This is a genomic window from Pseudomonas putida group bacterium ESBL64 (assembly GCF_045277175.1).
Taxonomy (GTDB): Bacteria; Pseudomonadota; Gammaproteobacteria; order Pseudomonadales; family Pseudomonadaceae; genus Aquipseudomonas; species Aquipseudomonas alloputida.
The window spans coordinates 248,540-266,616 of record NZ_CP145799.1 but is presented as its reverse complement, the minus strand read 5'-3'; the positions used below and the strand labels follow the sequence as shown (position 1 = coordinate 266,616).

The following is an 18,077-nucleotide window of genomic DNA, read 5'->3' as shown; positions in this document are numbered from 1 at the left end:
TCGCGCCCCCCAGGCAAGCCTGGCTAGGCTTCGCCCCCGCCTTCGCGCGCCTGACGCATCTGCAGCAGCTGGCCGTCGATCAGTGACTTGGCCATCCCGGCCAGGTAGTACGTGGCCTTCATCATCACCTGGCGGTCGTCAGGCCTGTCGATGGCCTTGCGGGTGATCTCGGTGATGCAGCCCATGATGCCCGAAGCTTCCATCAGTGCGGTGCGTATTGGCAGTTGCGGTTTCATTTGCACCAGTTCGGCATCGCTGTTGCCAAAGCGGCTCGCGGCTTGCACGACATAGGGCTTGCTGCTGTTTTTCGGCGTTTCGCTGTCCATGTCCATTCCTCAAGGTTAGGCGCTTGCCGAGGCTAGGCCGCTGCCTACCCCATTACAATGACAAAGGGGTGGAAAGGGTCACTTTAGGAAATGGACTACAAGAACCCTGCACAGGGAGCGCCGAGCCCCCGCTCAGCCCCCTTGACCCGCCCCCGGCAGTGGCGGACGATCAACCTCCCCCACACAAGGACGAACACCATGCTGCGGATACTGGGAAGAGCCTCTTCCATCAATGTGCGAAAAGTCCTGTGGGCCTGCGCCGAATTCGAGATCGCGTTCGAGCGCGAAGACTGGGGTTCCGGCTTCAAGGCCACGGACAGCACCGAGTTTCTCGCGCTGAACCCCAACGCCATGGTTCCGGTGATCCAGGACGGCGACTTCACCTTGTGGGAATCCAATAGCATCATCCGCTACCTGGCCAGCCGCTACGGCGCCACCGCGTTCTATCCCGGCGAGGCCCAGGCGCGGGCGCGGATCGACCAGTGGATCGACTGGCAGGCCTCGGACCTCAACCGCTCTTGGAGCTACGCGTTCATGTCGCTGGTCAGGCATTCGCCCGCTCACCAGGACCCGCAAGCACTGGCTGCCGGTTGTGCCGAGTGGTCACGCTACATGCGCATCCTCGACCGCCAGCTGGCCGGCACCGGTGCCTATGTGGCCGGCAGCCAGTTCACCCTGGCCGACATCCCGATCGGCCTGTCGGTCAACCGCTGGTTCGAAACGCCGTTCGAGCACCCGCACCTGCCCGCGGTGCGCGATTATTACGAGCGCCTGAGCGAGCGCCCTGCCTATCACCTGCATGGCCGAAACGGTACCCCGTAGTACCCGCAAGGAAGTGTATCGAGGGGCGCAAGGCGCCCCAAGGTTCCGGCCTGTTACACCGCAACCTGCCGCCCGGCTAGCCCCCCTCGCCCACGCCAGGCAAACAGCAGCACCAGCACCAGCGTCTGCCGCCCGAGCGCTAGGCCTGACGCCCTCGGCGGTCAGCCGCATTCTCGCCCGCACCGAACAGCGCCTGGGTACCCGCCTGCTGCTGCGCACGATCCGGGCGCTCACCCTCACCCCCGAGGGAGAGGCCTACCTGCGCGGCGCACGGCGGGTGCTGGCGGACATGCTGGAAGTGGAAGAAGCCATCACTGACCAAGGTGTGCCACGCGGGCGCTTGCGGGTCAGCGCTGCGCTGGGCCATGCCCGGTTGACCGTAGTGCCGCTGCTGGCGGCCTTCAGCGCACGCTACCCGCAAGTGCTGGTTGACCTGACCCTCAGCGACGAGGTGGCCGACATTCTCGGCGGCCAGGCCGACGTCGCGCTGCGCTTCAGTCACCTGCCGGACAGCTCGTTGAGCGCTCGCGCCATTGGCGAGACCGGCCAGGTAGTGGTGGCCTCGCCCGATTACCTGCAACGCCACGGTACCCCGCTTGAACCTGAAGACCTGGCCCGGCACAACTGCCTGCGCTTCAACTTCCGCCGCGCGGTGCCCGACTGGCCGTTTCACCGCGACGGGCATACGTTCTCACTGAAGGTTAAAGGGAATATCGAATGCAGCAGCGGCGAAGCGCTGGCGCAGCTGGCCAGGCTGGGCGCCGGCGTGGCGCGTATCGGCACCTTTACCGTGGCCGATGACCTGGCCAACGGGCAACTGGTGCCGTTGCTGGAGGCTTACAACCCGGGTGATCGGGAACCGATTCATGCGGTGTTCGTCGGCGGCCCGGCGATGCCGGCGCGGGTGCGGGTGTTTGTGGACTTTCTGGTGGAGCAGCTATCTGGCGGCCTGTAGAGCCGGCCTCGGGTCGCGACAGGGCCGCCAACGCATGGCGGTTGCATCACTGGGCGGCAAAGCCGGTGCTGATGTGCAGCGACTGCAGCCTGACCTGACACCGATACCGCCCGTTAGGTTATCTTCGACACTTCCCTGTACCGCCCGGGCCAGACCACCATGCGCATTGTCATTCCCGACGACTACCAAGATGTAATCCGTACCCTCGATTGCTTCGGCAAGCTGAGCGGGCATGCTGTCAGCGTCCTTCATGAGCTCCCGCCTGCCACGCTGGAACAACTTGCCGCACGTTTTGCCGATGCCGACGCCCTGGTACTCACCCGCGAACGCACACGCATCGACGCTGCCTTGCTCGACCGCCTGCCCAACCTCAAGCTGATCAGCCAGACCGGCAAGGTGTCCAGCCACCTCGACCTGGCTGCCTGCACCGCGCGCGGCATTGCCGTGACCGAGGGACGCGGATCGCCGGTAGCGCCTGCCGAACTGGCCTGGGCGCTGATCCTCAATGCCCGCCGGCAACTGGTGCCGGCCATTGATGCCTTCCGCCAAGGCCAATGGCAGGTCAACCTGGGCCAGGCGCTGGCCGGGCAGACGCTGGGCATCTGGGGCTATGGCAAGATCGGCCAGCGCCTGGCGCGTTATGCGCAGGCTTTCGACATGCCCGTGCTGGTGTGGGGCAGCGACAGCAGCCGCGCCGCAGCCAAAGCCCATGGCCACACTGCTGCCGCCTCGCGTGAGGCGTTTTTTGCCGAGGCGGATATTGTCAGCCTGAACCTGCGCCTTTCGGATCAGACACGCCATGGAGTGACCTTCGACGACCTGTCCCACATGAAGCCCGACGCCTTGCTGGTGAACGTCAGCCGCGCGGAACTGATTGCACCAGGCGCATTACTGCAGGCATTGGATGTCGGGCGGCCGGGCTACGCGGCGGTGGATGTTTATGAGGAAGAGCCGTTACTCGACCCGGCCCATCCACTGCTGCGCCACCCACGTGTACTCAGCACGCCCCACCTGGGGTATGTGGAGAAGAACGGCTACGAGCTGTACTTCGGTGACGCCTTCGACAATGTGCTGGCGTTTTTCGAAGGGGTGCCGAAGAACGTCGCCAACCCGCAAGCTTTGGCACTTCAACGCTGAACCCAGTGCAGCCTTGAGGTTGCACTACCCAAGCAGGTGCAGCCCCAGCGTAAACACAGCCACGGCCAAGGCGACCAACGACACCCCATGACGTTCCAGGTACGCGGGCCAACCGGCTGCTGACTGCGCCACGCATTGACATTGGCGCTCAGCCAGGCCGGTCAAGCGCGTCTCCACACTGTCCACACGGTCTGCCTGGGTGCTCGCTGCCAGCGCGAGCTTCTTCAGCGCCGTGGTGACCGTGATGGACAGCCCCTCCCGAGCCTGATTGCTGGCGGCCAGTTGCTGCTGGCACTGCTCAAGGTGCTTGCGAATCGCCCCTTCCTTCTGCACACGGGCCAGGGTAGTTGCCACGAGCTTTTTGTTCAGCGCCTCGATACTGGCCTGCAGTGCGTCATGCCCGGGGGCCTGCTGGGCCGACGCGTCTGCCTCATGCTGGGGCTCGTCCATCGTGTTCCCATTCGCCTCGGCAAGCGGAGTCAGGGTGCCGTGTTCATGTAGCTGGTTCATCAATCACTGTCCGGATACTGCGGTAAGGGGCGAGAAGCTATCAAAATGACATTACCGGATCCACTGGTCAGTCGCGCAATTGACGGCTTTCGTCAGAACGTGCGCGTACACTTGCCTTCATGCCACTCGCAGGAGCCGCTTCATGCCCTACCCCATTGAAGAAAAACTGGTCATCGGCGTTGCCTCGAGTGCGCTGTTCGACCTCTCCGTCTCCGATGACATCTACCAGACCCAAGGTGTCGAGGCTTACCGCCAGCACCAGGAGCAAAACCTGGACGAGCCGTTCCCCAGTGGGGTGGCGCTCCCGTTCATTCGCCGCTTCCTGAGCATCAACAAGGCGTTCCCCGACCAGTTGCCGGTGGAAGTGGTGCTGCTCTCGCGCAACTCGCCGGAAACCGGCCTGCGGGTGTTCCGCTCCATCAGCCACTATCAGTTGGACATCACCCGCGCGGCATTCATGTCGGGCCGCTCGCCCTACGAATACATCCCGGCGTTCAATGCCTCGCTGTTCCTCAGCGCCAACGAGGAAGATGTGCAAAAGGCCATCGACGCCAACTACCCTGCCGGGCGTGTACTGCCTACGCGCATCTACGATGATGAAATCGATACTGAGCTGCGGGTGGCCTTCGACTTCGATGGCGTGATTGCCGACGACGAGGCAGAGCGTGTTTACAAGCGCAACGACAACCTGGACGACTTTCAGGAACACGAACGCATGCACAAGGGCACCCCGCATTCGCCGGGGCCACTGGCAGACCTTTACCGCAAACTATCGCGGATACGCATGCTGGAGGACCGCAAGCTGGCCGAGGACCCGACGTACCAGCGGATTCTGCGCATTGCCATCGTCACGGCGCGCAACGCGCCTTCGCATGAGCGAGTAGTGACGACCTTGAAGGATTGGGGCGTATCCCCGGATGAGTGCTTTTTTCTAGGCGGTATGGATAAACCCAGGGTGTTGTCGATATTGAAGCCGCATGTGTTTTTCGACGACCAGCGCACGCACCTGCAATCGCCAGCGGGGAACCTGCCGATGGTGCATGTACCGTTTGGGGTGGCGAACAGAGTGCGCTCGCCTCAGGAACCCGACGTGAAGCAGGATCAACTGCCGATCAGCGCATCATCCTGCATGCCCTAAAGCGCAAACACCGGCGCTGTGCCACGCGCGGTTCGGGCGACCAAGGTGCGTGCGCCCGTGCCGGGTACGCGCTTGCAACCCGGCCGAAAGGGCGCGGTCCGTCGCGGGGTCAGCTTAGCGCGGGCCGCCACCCTGATGGCCACCAAAACCACCGCCGTGGCCACCCCCACCATGACCACCGCCACCACCCGGCGGCATGAACATCCAGCAACCCGACAAGGCGGATACCAGCGCCGCCACCAAGGCTGCGCGCAAAAGGTTTTTCGACTTCATTGAAACGCTCCACAAGGCTAGATCTGCTGCCTGCCTTAGCGGATCGGGCAGCGACACGATTCTAGAGCTGCGGTGTGATGGCACAGGGAAACTTTGCATATCTTTACTGTCGACCCAGTGGCCGCAAACGCCGCGCAGGGACCACCAGAATGATCCTCCTTGACCCATGCCCACTCGCCGCCGCATGCTCGAACGCTTCCACCCACGCTCAAGGAACGATTGCATGAAGCTGGAAACGCTTGCCATCCATGCGGGCTTCAGCCCCGACCCGACCACCAAGGCGGTGGCCGTACCGATCTACCAAACCACCTCCTTCGCCTTCGACGACACCCAACACGGCGCCGACCTGTTTGACCTGAAGGTTGCCGGCAACATCTATTCGCGCATCATGAACCCCACCAACGACGTGCTCGAGCAGCGCATGGCCGCCCTGGAAGGCGGGGTTGGCGCGCTGGCCGTCGCCTCGGGCATGGCGGCTATCACCTACGCCATCCAGACCGTCGCCGAAGCCGGCGACAATATCGTCTCGGTGGCCAAGCTGTACGGCGGCACCTACAACCTGCTGGCGCACACCCTGCCACGCATGGGAATCCACACCCGCTTCGCGGCCCATGACGATATCGCCGCCCTCGAAGCGCTGATCGACGCGCGTACCAAAGCGGTATTCTGCGAGTCCATCGGCAATCCCGCCGGCAATATCGTTGATATCGCTGCGCTGGCCGAGGCCGCCCACCGCCACGGGGTGCCGCTGATCGTCGACAATACCGTGGCCACCCCGGTGCTGTGCCGGCCGTTCGAGCACGGCGCCGATATCGTCGTGCACTCGCTGACCAAGTACATCGGCGGTCACGGCACCAGCATCGGCGGCATCGTCATCGACTCCGGCAAATTCCCCTGGGCCGAAAACAAGGAACGCTTCGCCCTGCTCAACACCCCCGACCCGTCCTACCACGGCGTCACCTACACCGAAGCTTTCGGGCCTGCCGCCTTCATCGGCCGCTGCCGTGTGGTGCCCTTGCGCAACACCGGCGCCGCGCTGTCGCCGTTCAACGCCTTCCTGATCCTGCAAGGCCTGGAAACCCTGGCCCTGCGCATGGAGCGCCATACCGAGAACGCGCTAAAGGTCGCCCATTACCTGCAAGCCCACGAGCAAGTGGCCTGGGTGAAGTTCGCCGGGCTGCCCGACCACCCCGAACATGAACTGGCCCAGCGCTACACCGGCGGCAAGCCGGCGTCGATCCTGTCGTTCGGTATCAAGGGCGGCCAGGCGGCTGGCGCGCGCTTCATCGACGCATTGCAGTTGGTGGTACGCCTGGTGAACATCGGCGACGCCAAGTCACTGGCCTGCCACCCCGCTTCCACTACTCACCGTCAGCTCAACGACGAGGAACTGGAGAAGGCCGGCGTGCCACGGGACATGGTGCGCCTGTCGATCGGCATCGAACACAGTGACGACATCATCGCCGACCTGGCCCAGGCCTTGGAGGCCAGCCGCGGCTGATTCCTCCGCGCCCTACCCAATGTCGAAGGCGGGCGCACCTTCATCAAGCGTGGATGCACCCGCAATGACCCTGTTTTACCTGAAACTCACCATCACCCCCCTGCTGATGTGGGCCATCTCCCTCGCCTCCCGGCGCTGGGGCGGCCTGCTAGGCGGATTGCTGTCCGGCCTGCCGATCACCTCGGCGCTGGTGATGACCTTCCTGTGCCTGGAACAGGGCACGGCCTTCGCCCTGGGCGCATTGCCCGGCGCACTGGGCGGCCTGGCGGCGGTGCAGGCCACCTACACCGTCTACCTGCTGGCCACGCGCACACTCGGCATCGCCGTGGCCGTACTGCTGGCGTTGCTGTTCTATGGCCTGGCCGCCTATGCCTTTACCCACTGGGGCAGCCTGTACCTGTCGATTGCAGTGGCGTTGGTGCTGATCGGCGTGCTGATCCGCGCCAGCGGCCGCGAGCCCAAACCTGATACCTTGGCCCGCCCCCGGCACCGGCACTGGGAAATCCCGTTGCGCATGGTATCTGCCACTTCCCTGCTGATGATCACCACCAGCCTGGCCAGTTGGCTGGGCCCGGCGACCAGCGGGATGCTGGCGCCGATTCCGGTGATTGCCTGGCCACTGGTGGTGTTCGCCCATGTGCAGGGCGGGCGAGCCGGGATGGCGGCGATGGTGCGGGGGAATGCGATCGGCGCGGTGGGGGTGATTGCGTTCTATCTGGTATTGGCGGGGCTGCTGGAAACGTGGGGCGTTGGCGTGACCATCGGGCTGGCCATGCTGTGCGCTGTGGTGCTGACCCTTGGGCTGGCCGCGGTGTTGCGGCGGCGTTGATAGGCCGTTGGGCTGCTGCGCAGCCCATCGCAGGCACGCCAGCGCCTGCAGGGACCGAGCGGACTGCTCGCACCTGCGGCCTTAGTCGAACGCCCCGTTCAACACCTCATAGATGATCCCGGTCGCCACGGCGACCAGAATCAGGTCTGCGCCCGCTTGCATCCACTCATACCCGTCGTAGTGAGGCAGCTGCCCCAACAGACGGCCATCCAGTTTCTTGGCGATACCAGGTGGCAGGGGCTTGCCGCGGGCCAGGTTCTTCTGAATGCCTGGAGGCAATGCCGGGCCCGGGCTCCAGTAGTTGCGGTGGCCACCGAGGATGCCCAGTACATCGCCACGGTCGATGGACGGGCCGCCGTGCCAGTCATTGCCGCCGGCGCTCTGCTTGTGGCCGCCCGAATTGCCCTGGCCCTGGCCCTGACCCTGGGCGTGCGGCGCCTGACCCTTGCCGTGCCCCTGACCTTGGCCCTGGCCTTTGCCATTACCCGGGTCGGCGAGCACCGGGCCAGAGGCCAAGGCCACCGCCAATGAGGTGACAATGGCTGTCATGATTGTTGATCTGGCCATGTGAGCATCCTTTGCGCGAGAGGTTGCCCCACACTATAGACGGTGCGCACGCCTGCTTCACTTGCAACAGCCTCAGCAGGGGTGGCTGACAAGGCAGGCACGCTTCGGCCACAATCGGTCGCCTGGTCCACGCTGGGAAGCACTGCATGCTCACTACCCTCGCCATCGGCAACTACCGCTCGATCAACCACCTGGTGCTGCCGCTGAGCCAACTCAACCTGGTGACCGGTGCCAACGGCAGCGGCAAATCCAACCTGTACAAGGCGCTGCGCCTGCTGGCCGAAACCGCACAGGGCGGTGTGGTCGAAGCCCTCGCCCGTGAAGGCGGGCTGGATTCGACCTGGTGGGCCGGCCCAGAAACCAGCGCACGAATGCGGCGCGGCGAAGTGCCCATCCAAGGCCAGCATCCGAGCGAAGCCAGGCGCCTGCGCCTGGGCTTTGCCACCGAAGACCTCGGTTTTGCCATCACCCTCGGCCTGCCAATTCCCCTGCCGTATCCGAGCGCGTTCATGCTCGACCCTGAAATAAAGTGCGAGGCCATCTGGGGCGCTGGCGCCTATCGCCCCTCTTCCTTGCTGGTCGAGCGCAAGAATGCCCTGGTGCGGGCCCGCGAGGGCAACCGCTGGGCAGTGCTCGATCAGCATGCTGACAGCGGCGAGAGCTTTTTCAACATCGTCGGCCGGCCACGCCAGGCACCGGAAATCGGTGACCTGCGCGCGTTCATCAACAGCTGGCGGTTTTACGATCACTTCCGGATTGACCGTGATGCGCCTTGCCGTCAACCCCAACTGGGCACTCGCTCGCCGGTACTGCATCACGACGGGCGCAACCTTGCCTCAGCGTTGCAGACCATTATCGAAATTGGCGATGTGGAGGATCTGGTGGAAGCGCTGAATGACGCGTTTCCCGGCAGCCGTCTGGAGGTCAATGCGCCACCTGGTGGGCTGTTCAGTGTACGGCTGCACCAGCACGGTCTTTTGCGCCCGCTCGAGGGTGCTGAATTGTCGGACGGCACCCTGCGTTATCTTCTGCTGATGGCCGCCCTGCTCACACCACGGCCGCCATCGCTGATGGTCTTGAACGAACCGGAAACCAGTCTGCACGCGGACCTGCTTCCGGCCTTGGCGCGGCTGATCATTCGTGCATCACGCCGTAGCCAGGTTTGGGTGGTATCGCACAGTGCGCCATTAATCAACGCGCTGGCAGCCTGTGACGGGTGCAATGTGCTAGAGCTGGAAAAAATACAAGGGCAAACCCAGCTGCGGGGGGTTGGGTTGCTGGATGAGCCGCTGTGGCGCTGGGCTGACTGAATTCAAGGACGGTATGAGCCCGGCATGACTAACCGGCCCCGGTAATCTCGTCCATGAACTGGGTAAGAAAGGTTTCAAGCCGGGTATGACGCTCGGCAGCAAGGCGAGCCCCTTCTTGGGTCTTAAAGCCCGAAGCGAGCTTGAGCAGTTTGGTCTGGAAGTGCTCGATGGCATACGCCCCGTCCTGGTACGCCCTCTGCTGCGCGAAAGGATTCTCGACGTCATAGAGCGCCGACCCCATTCGCCCGGCGACGTAAAAACACCGGGCAATACCCACCGCGCCGATGGCGTCAAGCCGGTCACTGTCCTGAAGGATGCAGGCCTCACGTGTCAGCGGTTCGAACCCCGCCGAGTAACTGTGTGTTTTGATCGCATGCACTACCTGCTCAACACGCCCACTCGGCCAGCCCATCTCAGCAAGGACTGATGCAGCCTTGTTCGCCGATAACGTCGAGGCCTGCCCACGTAACGGCGAATGCTTTTCCACCGCCACACAGTCGTGCAGCACCGTCGCCGCAAGCAAGACTTCAAGGTCGCCACCCTCTACCCGCTGAATCCGGTGCGCATTGACCCACACGCGCTGAATATGGGCCAAGTCGTGGGAGCCATCACGCTGGTCGGACGGCAGATACTTCAGCAAGTCAGTGGCAAGGCACTGATAAGGGGCAAACGCTTGGCGGGTCATCTTCGGTAGGTTCCATTTCCGGTGAATGCGCGGGTTCACGGGCGCCGCCCGACACTGCCTGGGCAAGTACCGAGAGCCTGCATGTCGGTTTCAAAGCCTGTACAGCGCTGGCAGGAGCAGCCTTGTGCTGCGATGAGGATATTACTGCCAAAGTAGATCCTCAGCCCTATCTGCACCTTGCTACTAAGTATTTCCGTCAACAACACGTTTGTTACTGGGAGCACTTGTATTCGATCAGCAAGGAGTCAATGGATGTCCGCTCGCTTTTCCTCCCCCGCCACCCGTATTCGCCAAACCGCGCTAGCGGTCAGCTTCGCGGGCTCGCTGCTGGGCACTGCACATGCCTGGGCCGAGCCTGTGGGTTACAGCATCCCGGCAGGGTCATTGGCTCACGCACTCGACCAGTTTGCCGACGCCAGCGGTGCAGTCATCAGTTTCAGCCATGAAGCAGTCGCAGGCTTACACAGCAAAGGGCTGCACGGCAATTACGCGCTGCATCAGGCGTTGGCAGAACTGCTGCAAGGCAGTGGCTTGCAGGTGCAGGCAGCGGGCGACAAGCGCTTCATGCTGGTTAGCGCTGAACAGGATGGCGCCATGGAGCTTGCGGCAACCACCGTCTCCAGCATGGCCCTGGGTGCCACCACCGAAGGCACCGGCAGCTACACCACCGGCTCGGTCAATACCGCAACCGGGCTGCGGTTGTCTGCACGCGAGACACCCCAATCGGTCAGCGTGGTCACCCGCCAGCAGATTGAAGACCAGAACCTGAACGATGTTGCCCAGGTGCTTGAACAGACACCGGGCGTGGTCGTTGACAGCATGGGGCCCGCCGGAAGCGACGCCAACCATATCTACGTGCGCGGCTTCGAGGTCGGCAGCATCCAGGTGGACGGCATCAACCGCCCCGATACCTTTGGCTTCAGGGACGACCTCTCCGACATGGTGTCGTATGACCGGGTAGAGGTAGTGCGCGGTGCCACGGGCCTGATGTCCGGCACTGGCGACCCGGGCGCCACCGTCAACCTGATCCGCAAGAAGCCGACCCTGGAAACACAACGCAAGCTGACCTTGAAAGCGGGCTCGTGGGACAACTACCGCACCGAGCTGGACGTTTCTGGCAAATTGACGCAAAGCGGCAATGTCCGCGGGCGCTTTGTCGCCTCCAATACCGACAGCCAGAGCTACGTCGACCGCCAATCGCTGGAACGGCAGGTGGCCTATGGGGTGCTGGAGTGGGACATCACCGACAGCACGATGCTGACAGCAGGTGCGGAATATCAGGAGATGGACAACGACGGGGCAGGCAACCACGGCTTCCCGATGTTCAATTCAGATGGCAGCCACTTCAGCCCCTCCCGCGCGTTCAATTCGGCTTCGGACTGGAGCTATCACAAGCGTCGCACCAAGACGGTATTCACTACGCTGGAGCATCAACTGGACAACGGCTGGCAATTGAAACTGAATGCCGAACACAGCCGTCGCAGCTATGACGACGCCTTCGCCACCGCTGCCAGCGGCACCGTCAAGCCCGATGGCAGTGGCATCAGCACCTGGACGGGGCGTTGGGCCGGCGAGCCCCGGCAGACCTCGTTCGACCTGTCGGCGTCGGGCCCGTTCGAGCTGTTGTCACGCGAGCACCAGGCCTACCTCGGGGCCAGTCACTACCGCGCCTACTACCGCAACGACGGTTACCCACTGTGGGCGATCCAGACCATCGACAACATTTACACCTGGGACGGTTCGCTGGCGATACCAGACGCCATCCATGCCAAGTCCTCGGAAGACGCGCTGGATGAAACCCAGGACGGCCTGGTGGCTTCGGTACGCTGGAGCCTGGCCGATGACCTGTCGCTGATTACCGGGGCGCGGCTGATCGACTGGAAACGCGACGAAACCTCTACCACCCTGTCGTCCGGCGCGACAAGCCGCACCTCGCGTAGCGAAACCGGGGTCGTCACGCCCTACCTTGGCCTGGTGTATGACCTCAACGAGCACTGGTCGGCCTATGCCAGTTACACCACCATTTTCAAACCGCAGAGCAACAAGGATATCAACGGGACCTACCTGGACCCGTTGGAAGGTGTTAACTACGAGCTCGGTCTGAAGAGTGAGTTCTGGGACCAGCGCCTGACCGCGGCTTTCAGCGTTTTCGAGGTGCACCAGGACAACCTGGCGGTAGCCGACGGAAGCAACCTGGCGCCAGACGGCAACCAGGCCTACCGTGCCGAGTCGGGTACCAAGACACGTGGTTTCGAGATGGAAATGGCGGGCGAGATTTTGCCTGATTGGCAGGTCTCGGCCAGCTACACCTATGCGGTGAGCAAGGATTCGGATGGCGACCGCCTGAACACTGAAATACCGCGAGACACCTTGAAACTGTTCACCAGCTACCGCCTGCCGACCCTGCCACAGTTGAAGGTCGGGGGTGGTGTGCGCTGGCAGGGTACCGAATATTACAAGAGCGCCGGGCCCAACAACGAAACGTTCACCCAGGACCCCTACAGCGTGGTCGATCTGATGGCTCAATATGCCTTCACGCCGCAGACCAGCGTTTCACTGAACCTCAACAACGTGTTGGACAAAACCTACTACACGGCGATTGGCGCCCGCGGCTGGTATGGCAGCCCACGCAGCGCCACGGCCACGTTGGTATACGCGTTCTGACCCGCCAAGGCGACGCCTGATGGCCCCTGAGTTCGCAGATCAGAACACCGACCATCCGATCCGCGAACTGAGCAGCTCAAGCGCCGCCATCCCGGCCAGGGAGTTGCCCGCAGCGTTCAACTCTGGCGACCACACGCATACGGTAAATTGCCCCGGTACGATCGCCACGATCCCGCCACCCACACCACTCTTGCCAGGCAAACCCACCCTGAAGGCGAAATTCCCCGCCTCGTCATACAGCCCGCTGGTGGCCATGATCGAGTTCACTTGTTGGGTCTGGCGCCGCGTCAGGATCTGCTCACCGCTGTGCTTGCAGAACCCATCATTGGCCAGGAAGCAGAATGCCCGCGCCAGGTCCAGGCAGTTCATTTGCAGTGCGCAGTAACTGAAGTAACTGCGCAGCACCGTCTCGACCTCGTTATGGAAGTTGCCAAATGACTGCATCAGGTACGCCATGGCAGCGTTGCGCGCGCGAAACTGATATTCCGAATCAGCGACCCGGGTATTGATCGAGATGTGGGGGTTGCCTGAAAGCCGTCGGACAAAATCGCGCATCGACAACGTGGGGGCAGCGAAGCGCGACTGATTGATATCGCAGATCACCAATGCCCCTGCATTGATGAACGGGTTACGCGGCCGCCCGCGCTCGAACTCCAGCTGCACCAGCGAGTTGAACGGCTGACCCGAAGGCTCATGCCCCAGTCGCTCCCAAATGGCTTCCCCCGAATGGCCAATGGCCTGGACCAGGCTGAACACCTTGGAAATGCTCTGCACCGAGAATGGCACCCGCGCGTCGCCTGCGCAGTGATAACTGCCATCGTTGCCATAGACAGCGATGCCCAGCTGGTTCGCCGGCACGTCCGCCAGCGCGGGAATGTAGTCAGCGACTTTGCCCTTGCCGATCAAGGGACGTACTTCTTCGAGAATCTCGTTCAACAGCGTTTGCATGGAAGGCCCTGTATCAATCCCCAGACGACGGCGAGGGGCAGTCTTCTTGACGAAGACTGAGCGGGAGAGATCACACATTCAGAAACAAATCACCGTCAGCGTCTTCATCACCCGGAAGCCTGACGACGCCAGCAGCGCATCAGGTCTTTTACAGGGCAACAGCTTGCTGCCGAGCGGCACAGCTTGACGCGACATTAGCGCCACGAAGTCTGCGATAAAAAAATTGGATATCTCATTAAAGAAATCCCGCAGGCGCTGCCCTGGACCATGGGATTACAGTCCGCCCCACGCCGTCGTCCGGCGGGGTGGTTGCTGCTGGGCCATTACGCGTTCGAAGCCTTACCGGAACCCGGCGCAATTCACACCAATACAAGAACAAAGGTGACCACGCATGCTTAAGCCTCCTGTCGATGCCCCTATCGATGTCAAAGACTGGATCGATAACCGCCCCATTGCTGCCTACCAGTGGCTGATTCTGTCGCTGTGCTTCCTGATCGTGCTGTTCGATGGCTTCGATGTCGCCGTCATGGGTTTCATCGCGCCTTCGCTGATGCAGGACTGGGGCCTGTCGCGCGCCGCCTTTGGCCCGGTGATGAGTGCCGGCATGGTCGGCCTTGCCATCGGCGCACTGACCGCCGGCCCGTATGCCGACCGGTTGGGCCGCAAGAAAGTGCTGCTGATCGCGGTCAGCGGTTTCAGCCTGCTGAGCCTGGCCTGCGCCTTCGCCCGCAACCCCTATGAACTGGCTGTGTTACGGCTGCTGACCGGCATTGCCCTGGGTGCGGCCATGCCCAACTGCACCACCCTGCTCGCCGAATACCTGCCTACCCGCAACCGCTCGTTGATGATCACCATCATGTTCACCGGCTTCAACATGGGCTCGGGCCTGGGCGGCTTCCTGTCCGCCTGGCTGATACCTCATCACGGCTGGAAGTCGGTACTGCTGGCCGGCGGCCTGCTGCCACTGGCCTTGCTGCCACTGCTGTGGTGGCTGCTGCCAGAGTCCGCTCGCTTCCTCGCCGCACGCCAGGCACCGGCCAGCCAGATTGCGGCAGCCTTGGCCAAGCTTGGCGGCCGCTTCGCTGCCGGCACCCGCTTTACCGTCAGTGAGCCAACCACGCAGCACAAGGCACCGGCCCGGCAGCTGTTCAGCGAGCGCTACCGGTTGGGCACCCTGGCCCTGTGGCTGACCTATTTCATGGGCCTGCTGGTGATCTACCTGACCATGGGCTGGTTGCCGACGCTGCTGCGTGATGGCGGGCTGTCCATCGAGCGCGCCGCCACCATCACGGGGCTGTTCCAGATCGGCGGCGCAGTGGGCGCAATCGTGGTCGGCTGGATCATGGACCGACGCAACCCTAACCGGGTCATCGCCATCGCCTACGCCCTCGGCGGCCTGTGCATCGTCTCACTGGGCGCCCTGAGCCTGGAGTCGAGCCTGCTGGTGGTGGGCGTGGCGGCTGCCGGGTTCTGCATGAGCGGTGCGCAGACCGGCCTGAACGCCTTCGCCCCTGGCTATTACCCGACCGAGTTCCGCGCCACAGGCGTAAGCTGGATGCTCGGTATCGGGCGCTTCGGGGCCATTTTCGGCTCCCTCATCGGTGGTGCCGTGCTCAGCCTGGGGCTGGGCCTGCCGCTGCTGTTCACCCTCCTCGGCCTGCCGGCATTCGCCGCTGCCCTGGCGATCCTGGCCAACGGCCACGCCCGGCTGCGCGCGACCCCCGCAGTAACCGCGCCGTAACCTGTAACAGAGGACTTTCGCATGGCTCGTATCATTGGTGGCCTGGCCGTCTCCCACACCCCAACCATCGGCTTCGCAGTCGACCACGACAAACAGGAAGAAGCCGCCTGGGCGCCGATCTTCGAAAGCTTCGAGCCGATCCGCACGTGGCTGCAGCAGCGCCAGCCGGACGTACTCTTCTATATCTTCAACGACCACATCACCTCGTTCTTCTTTGACCATTACAGCGCCTTCACCCTGGGCGTAGACGAGCAGTATGGCGTGGCCGATGAAGGGGGCAATCCGCGGGACCTGCCGCCAGTGGGCGGCCACGCAGCGCTGTCGCGGCACATCGGCCAGAGCCTGATGGCCGATGAGTTCGACATGAGCTTTTTCCGCGACAAGCCGCTGGACCACGGCTTCTTCTCGCCCATGTCGGCGCTGCTGCCCTGCGATGAAAGCTGGCCCGTACAGATCGTGCCGCTGCAGGTCGGCGTACTGCAGCTGCCGATCCCCACGGCCCGGCGCTGCTACAAACTGGGCCAGGCATTGCGCCGCGCCATCGAGAGCTTCCCCGAAGACCTCAAGGTGGCGATCGTCGCCACCGGCGGGGTGTCACACCAGGTGCACGGCGAGCGTTGCGGCTTCAACAACCCGGAGTGGGACGCGCAGTTCCTTGACCTGCTGGTGAACGACCCACAGCGCCTTACCGAGATGACACTGGCCGAGTACGCCACGCTCGGCGGCATGGAAGGTGCCGAGGTGATCACCTGGCTGATCATGCGTGGCGCGTTGTCTGCCAACGTTGAGCGCAAGCACCAAAGCTACTACCTGCCGTCGATGACCGGCATTGCCACCCTGCTGCTGGAAAACCGCGACCAGGCACTGCCGGCACCGGTCAACGAACGCCACCGCCAGCACATGCAGCATCAGCTGGCAGGGGCTGAGCAGCTTGAGGGCACCTATCCCTACACCTTGGAGCGCAGTGCCAAAGGCTACCGCCTGAACAAGTTCTTGCATCGCATGATCGAGCCGCAGTGGCGCCAGCGCTTCCTGAGCGAACCCGAAGCGCTGTACCGCGAGGCAGGCCTGAGCGAAGAGGAAAGCGACCTGCTGCGCCGCCGCGACTGGCGTGGGCTGATCCACTACGGGGTGATCTTCTTCGTACTGGAGAAGCTGGGCGCCGTACTGGGTGTGTCCAACCTGGACATTTACGCCGCCATGCGCGGGCAGAGCATCGAAGACTTCATGAAGACCCGTAACCAGCAGGTTCGCTACTCGGTGGCCGGCAAAGCACCCAACTGACCGATGCAACCCGCTTGATCCTGTGACGGCGCGTCCCGCGCCGCCACCCCCACCGCTCCCTGATTCAACCTGCCCAGCGCCGATGCGCCGCTGGCAGGCAGCGCTTTGCCCATCCCTGGAGAATAAAAATAATGAAATGCCGCACCCTGTACCCGCTCGTCCCCACATTCACACTGGCAGCCAGCCTGCCACTGCAAGCCCTGGCCGAAGGCTTCGTCGACGATGCCAAGGCAAGCCTGACGTTGCGTAACTTCTACATGAACCGCGACTACACGGGCACGGCAAGCCAAGGCAAAGCCGAGGAATGGACGCAAAGTTTCATCCTCGACTTCAAGTCCGGCTTCACCCCCGGCGTGGTCGGTTTCGGCGTTGACGTGCTGGGCCTTTACAGCATCAAACTTGATGGCGGCAAGGGCACCGCCGGCACGCAGTTGCTGCCTGTTCATGACGACGGGCGCCCGGCGGACGACTTTGGCCGCACGGCGCTGGCGGGCAAGATGCGGGTGTCCAAGACGGAACTCAAAGTCGGTGAGTGGTCGCCTACCCTGCCCATCCTGCGCGCCGATGACGGCCGCTCGCTGCCACAAACCTTGCAGGGCGCGCAGGTCACCTCCAACGAGCTGGCCGGCCTGACCCTGTATGGCGGCCAGTTCCGCCAGAACAGCCCGCGCAACGACGCCAGCATGCAGGACATGAGCCTGTTCACGCGCACTGCCTTCACCTCGGACCGTTTCAACTTCGCCGGCGGCGAATACCGCTTCAACCAGGAGCGCACCTTGGTCGGCGCCTGGTATGCCCAGCTGGAAGACATCTACCAGCAGCGCTACTTCCAGGTGCAGCATCAACAGCCGCTGGGTAACTGGGTACTGGGCGCCAACCTGGGCTACTTCTGGGGCAAGGACGACGGTGGCGCCAAGGCAGGCGAACTGGACAACCGCACCGCTTCGGGCCTGTTCTCGGCGAAGCTGGGTGGCAACACGTTCTACGTCGGTTTGCAGAAGGTCATGGGCGATGATGAATGGTTCCGGGTCAACGGCACCAGCGGCGGCACGCTGGCCAACGACGCCTTCGGCTCCAGCTACGAAAGCGCCCGCGAGCGCTCCTGGCAGGTGCGCCACGACTTCAACTTCGTGGTGCTTGGCATACCCGGCCTGACCCTGATGAACCGCTATATCCACGGCGACAACGTGCACAACGCCAGCACCCAGGACGGCACCGAGTGGGGCCGCGAAAGCGAGCTGGCCTATGTGATCCAGTCTGGGCCGTTCAAGGCCCTGAACCTCAAGTGGCGCAACTCCAGCCAGCGCCGGGACTGGGGCAGCACCAACAGTTTCGATGAGAACAGGCTGATCGTCAGCTACCCCCTGAGCCTGCTTTGAGGCCCCTC

General features: G+C 63.2%; 17 protein-coding genes. 11 read left to right on the top strand and 6 right to left on the bottom strand.

Features of this window, described 5'->3' with window-relative positions; all coding sequences use genetic code 11:
- Window positions 1–23: 23 nt before the first annotated feature.
- On the bottom strand, window positions 24–326 hold the full coding sequence (locus V6093_RS01280) for a DUF3077 domain-containing protein (protein ID WP_014860864.1): 303 nt from the start codon (window positions 324–326) through the stop codon (window positions 24–26).
- 198 nt (window positions 327–524) lie between these two features.
- Between V6093_RS01280 and V6093_RS01275 the strand changes: the two genes are divergently transcribed.
- From V6093_RS01275 to V6093_RS01265, 3 genes are all read left to right on the top strand, one after another.
- On the top strand, window positions 525–1,148 hold the full coding sequence (locus tag V6093_RS01275; RefSeq protein WP_003250753.1) for a glutathione S-transferase family protein: 624 nt from the start codon (window positions 525–527) through the stop codon (window positions 1,146–1,148).
- Entirely contained in the window at window positions 1,126–2,103 is a 978-nt protein-coding gene (locus V6093_RS01270) for a LysR family transcriptional regulator (protein ID WP_258230050.1), read from the top strand. Before V6093_RS01275 ends, V6093_RS01270 begins: the two co-directional genes overlap by 23 nt.
- Window positions 2,104–2,262: 159 nt before the next feature.
- Entirely contained in the window at window positions 2,263–3,240 is a 978-nt protein-coding gene (locus tag V6093_RS01265; RefSeq protein WP_143999949.1) for a D-2-hydroxyacid dehydrogenase family protein, read from the top strand.
- Between the two features lie 24 nt (window positions 3,241–3,264).
- Here V6093_RS01265 and V6093_RS01260 read toward each other — a convergent pair whose 3' ends face one another.
- On the bottom strand, window positions 3,265–3,750 hold the full coding sequence (locus V6093_RS01260; protein WP_143999948.1) for a hypothetical protein: 486 nt from the start codon (window positions 3,748–3,750) through the stop codon (window positions 3,265–3,267).
- A 142-nt stretch (window positions 3,751–3,892) separates the two neighbouring features.
- Between V6093_RS01260 and V6093_RS01255 the strand changes: the two genes are divergently transcribed.
- Window positions 3,893–4,888 carry a 5'-nucleotidase gene (locus tag V6093_RS01255; protein WP_047603955.1) on the top strand — a complete coding sequence of 332 codons (996 nt, stop codon included), beginning with the start codon at window positions 3,893–3,895 and terminating at the stop codon, window positions 4,886–4,888.
- A gap of 114 nt (window positions 4,889–5,002) precedes the next feature.
- Here the strand turns inward: V6093_RS01255 and V6093_RS01250 are convergent, their stop codons facing one another.
- Window positions 5,003–5,161, bottom strand: coding sequence for a hypothetical protein (locus V6093_RS01250; protein ID WP_004575389.1), 159 nt, complete (start codon window positions 5,159–5,161; stop codon window positions 5,003–5,005).
- A 223-nt stretch (window positions 5,162–5,384) separates the two neighbouring features.
- On the opposite strand from V6093_RS01250, the gene V6093_RS01245 reads away from it, so the two are divergent.
- Together V6093_RS01245 and V6093_RS01240 are read left to right on the top strand one after the other, a co-directional pair.
- On the top strand, window positions 5,385–6,662 hold the full coding sequence (locus tag V6093_RS01245) for a bifunctional O-acetylhomoserine aminocarboxypropyltransferase/cysteine synthase (RefSeq protein WP_004575388.1): 1,278 nt from the start codon (window positions 5,385–5,387) through the stop codon (window positions 6,660–6,662).
- Window positions 6,663–6,726: 64 nt separating this feature from the next.
- The gene (locus V6093_RS01240; protein ID WP_003250736.1) at window positions 6,727–7,491 is read left to right on the top strand and encodes a hypothetical protein; all 765 of its coding nucleotides are present in this window, start codon (window positions 6,727–6,729) and stop codon (window positions 7,489–7,491) included.
- Window positions 7,492–7,572: 81 nt separating this feature from the next.
- Here V6093_RS01240 and V6093_RS01235 read toward each other — a convergent pair whose 3' ends face one another.
- Window positions 7,573–8,058 carry an anti-virulence regulator CigR family protein gene (locus V6093_RS01235; RefSeq protein WP_004575387.1) on the bottom strand — a complete coding sequence of 162 codons (486 nt, stop codon included), beginning with the start codon at window positions 8,056–8,058 and terminating at the stop codon, window positions 7,573–7,575.
- Window positions 8,059–8,204: 146 nt separating this feature from the next.
- Here V6093_RS01235 and V6093_RS01230 point away from each other — a divergent pair, with 146 nt between their 5' ends.
- A complete protein-coding gene (locus V6093_RS01230) occupies window positions 8,205–9,368 on the top strand; it encodes an AAA family ATPase (RefSeq protein WP_004575386.1) in 1,164 nt (387 codons plus the stop codon).
- A 28-nt stretch (window positions 9,369–9,396) separates the two neighbouring features.
- Here V6093_RS01230 and V6093_RS01225 read toward each other — a convergent pair whose 3' ends face one another.
- Complete coding sequence (locus V6093_RS01225; protein WP_108079152.1) at window positions 9,397–10,053, bottom strand: HD domain-containing protein; 657 nt, start codon at window positions 10,051–10,053, stop codon at window positions 9,397–9,399.
- A 252-nt stretch (window positions 10,054–10,305) separates the two neighbouring features.
- On the opposite strand from V6093_RS01225, the gene V6093_RS01220 reads away from it, so the two are divergent.
- The gene (locus V6093_RS01220) at window positions 10,306–12,717 is read left to right on the top strand and encodes a TonB-dependent siderophore receptor (RefSeq protein ID WP_406669674.1); all 2,412 of its coding nucleotides are present in this window, start codon (window positions 10,306–10,308) and stop codon (window positions 12,715–12,717) included.
- A 39-nt stretch (window positions 12,718–12,756) separates the two neighbouring features.
- Here V6093_RS01220 and glsB read toward each other — a convergent pair whose 3' ends face one another.
- The gene (glsB, locus tag V6093_RS01215) at window positions 12,757–13,665 is read right to left on the bottom strand and encodes a glutaminase B (RefSeq protein WP_004575383.1); all 909 of its coding nucleotides are present in this window, start codon (window positions 13,663–13,665) and stop codon (window positions 12,757–12,759) included.
- Between the two features lie 391 nt (window positions 13,666–14,056).
- Between glsB and V6093_RS01210 the strand changes: the two genes are divergently transcribed.
- The 3 genes from V6093_RS01210 to V6093_RS01200 all read left to right on the top strand — a co-directional run bounded on the left by V6093_RS01210 (window position 14,057) and on the right by V6093_RS01200 (window position 18,069).
- Window positions 14,057–15,406 (top strand): aromatic acid/H+ symport family MFS transporter, encoded by a 1,350-nt coding sequence (locus tag V6093_RS01210; protein WP_047603958.1) that lies wholly within the window; start codon window positions 14,057–14,059, stop codon window positions 15,404–15,406.
- A gap of 21 nt (window positions 15,407–15,427) precedes the next feature.
- Window positions 15,428–16,690, top strand: a complete 1,263-nt coding sequence (locus V6093_RS01205) for a gallate dioxygenase (RefSeq protein ID WP_406669673.1) — start codon at window positions 15,428–15,430, stop codon at window positions 16,688–16,690.
- Window positions 16,691–16,821: 131 nt separating this feature from the next.
- The gene (locus V6093_RS01200) at window positions 16,822–18,069 is read left to right on the top strand and encodes an OprD family porin (RefSeq protein ID WP_012052861.1); all 1,248 of its coding nucleotides are present in this window, start codon (window positions 16,822–16,824) and stop codon (window positions 18,067–18,069) included.
- Window positions 18,070–18,077 lie beyond the last annotated feature (8 nt).

Coding starts and splice junctions, on each gene's coding strand:
- V6093_RS01255 (WP_047603955.1), top strand. CDS start 3,893: ATGCCCTACCCCATTGAAGAAAAACTGGTCATCGGCGTTGCCTCGAGT.
- V6093_RS01265 (WP_143999949.1), top strand. CDS start 2,263: ATGCGCATTGTCATTCCCGACGACTACCAAGATGTAATCCGTACCCTC.
- V6093_RS01220 (WP_406669674.1), top strand. CDS start 10,306: ATGTCCGCTCGCTTTTCCTCCCCCGCCACCCGTATTCGCCAAACCGCG.
- glsB (WP_004575383.1), bottom strand. CDS start 13,665: ATGCAAACGCTGTTGAACGAGATTCTCGAAGAAGTACGTCCCTTGATC.
- V6093_RS01225 (WP_108079152.1), bottom strand. CDS start 10,053: ATGACCCGCCAAGCGTTTGCCCCTTATCAGTGCCTTGCCACTGACTTG.
- V6093_RS01245 (WP_004575388.1), top strand. CDS start 5,385: ATGAAGCTGGAAACGCTTGCCATCCATGCGGGCTTCAGCCCCGACCCG.
- V6093_RS01210 (WP_047603958.1), top strand. CDS start 14,057: ATGCTTAAGCCTCCTGTCGATGCCCCTATCGATGTCAAAGACTGGATC.
- V6093_RS01275 (WP_003250753.1), top strand. CDS start 525: ATGCTGCGGATACTGGGAAGAGCCTCTTCCATCAATGTGCGAAAAGTC.
- V6093_RS01280 (WP_014860864.1), bottom strand. CDS start 326: ATGGACAGCGAAACGCCGAAAAACAGCAGCAAGCCCTATGTCGTGCAA.
- V6093_RS01230 (WP_004575386.1), top strand. CDS start 8,205: ATGCTCACTACCCTCGCCATCGGCAACTACCGCTCGATCAACCACCTG.
- V6093_RS01205 (WP_406669673.1), top strand. CDS start 15,428: ATGGCTCGTATCATTGGTGGCCTGGCCGTCTCCCACACCCCAACCATC.
- V6093_RS01260 (WP_143999948.1), bottom strand. CDS start 3,750: ATGAACCAGCTACATGAACACGGCACCCTGACTCCGCTTGCCGAGGCG.
- V6093_RS01250 (WP_004575389.1), bottom strand. CDS start 5,161: ATGAAGTCGAAAAACCTTTTGCGCGCAGCCTTGGTGGCGGCGCTGGTA.
- V6093_RS01235 (WP_004575387.1), bottom strand. CDS start 8,058: ATGGCCAGATCAACAATCATGACAGCCATTGTCACCTCATTGGCGGTG.
- V6093_RS01240 (WP_003250736.1), top strand. CDS start 6,727: ATGACCCTGTTTTACCTGAAACTCACCATCACCCCCCTGCTGATGTGG.
- V6093_RS01200 (WP_012052861.1), top strand. CDS start 16,822: ATGAAATGCCGCACCCTGTACCCGCTCGTCCCCACATTCACACTGGCA.
- V6093_RS01270 (WP_258230050.1), top strand. CDS start 1,126: ATGGCCGAAACGGTACCCCGTAGTACCCGCAAGGAAGTGTATCGAGGG.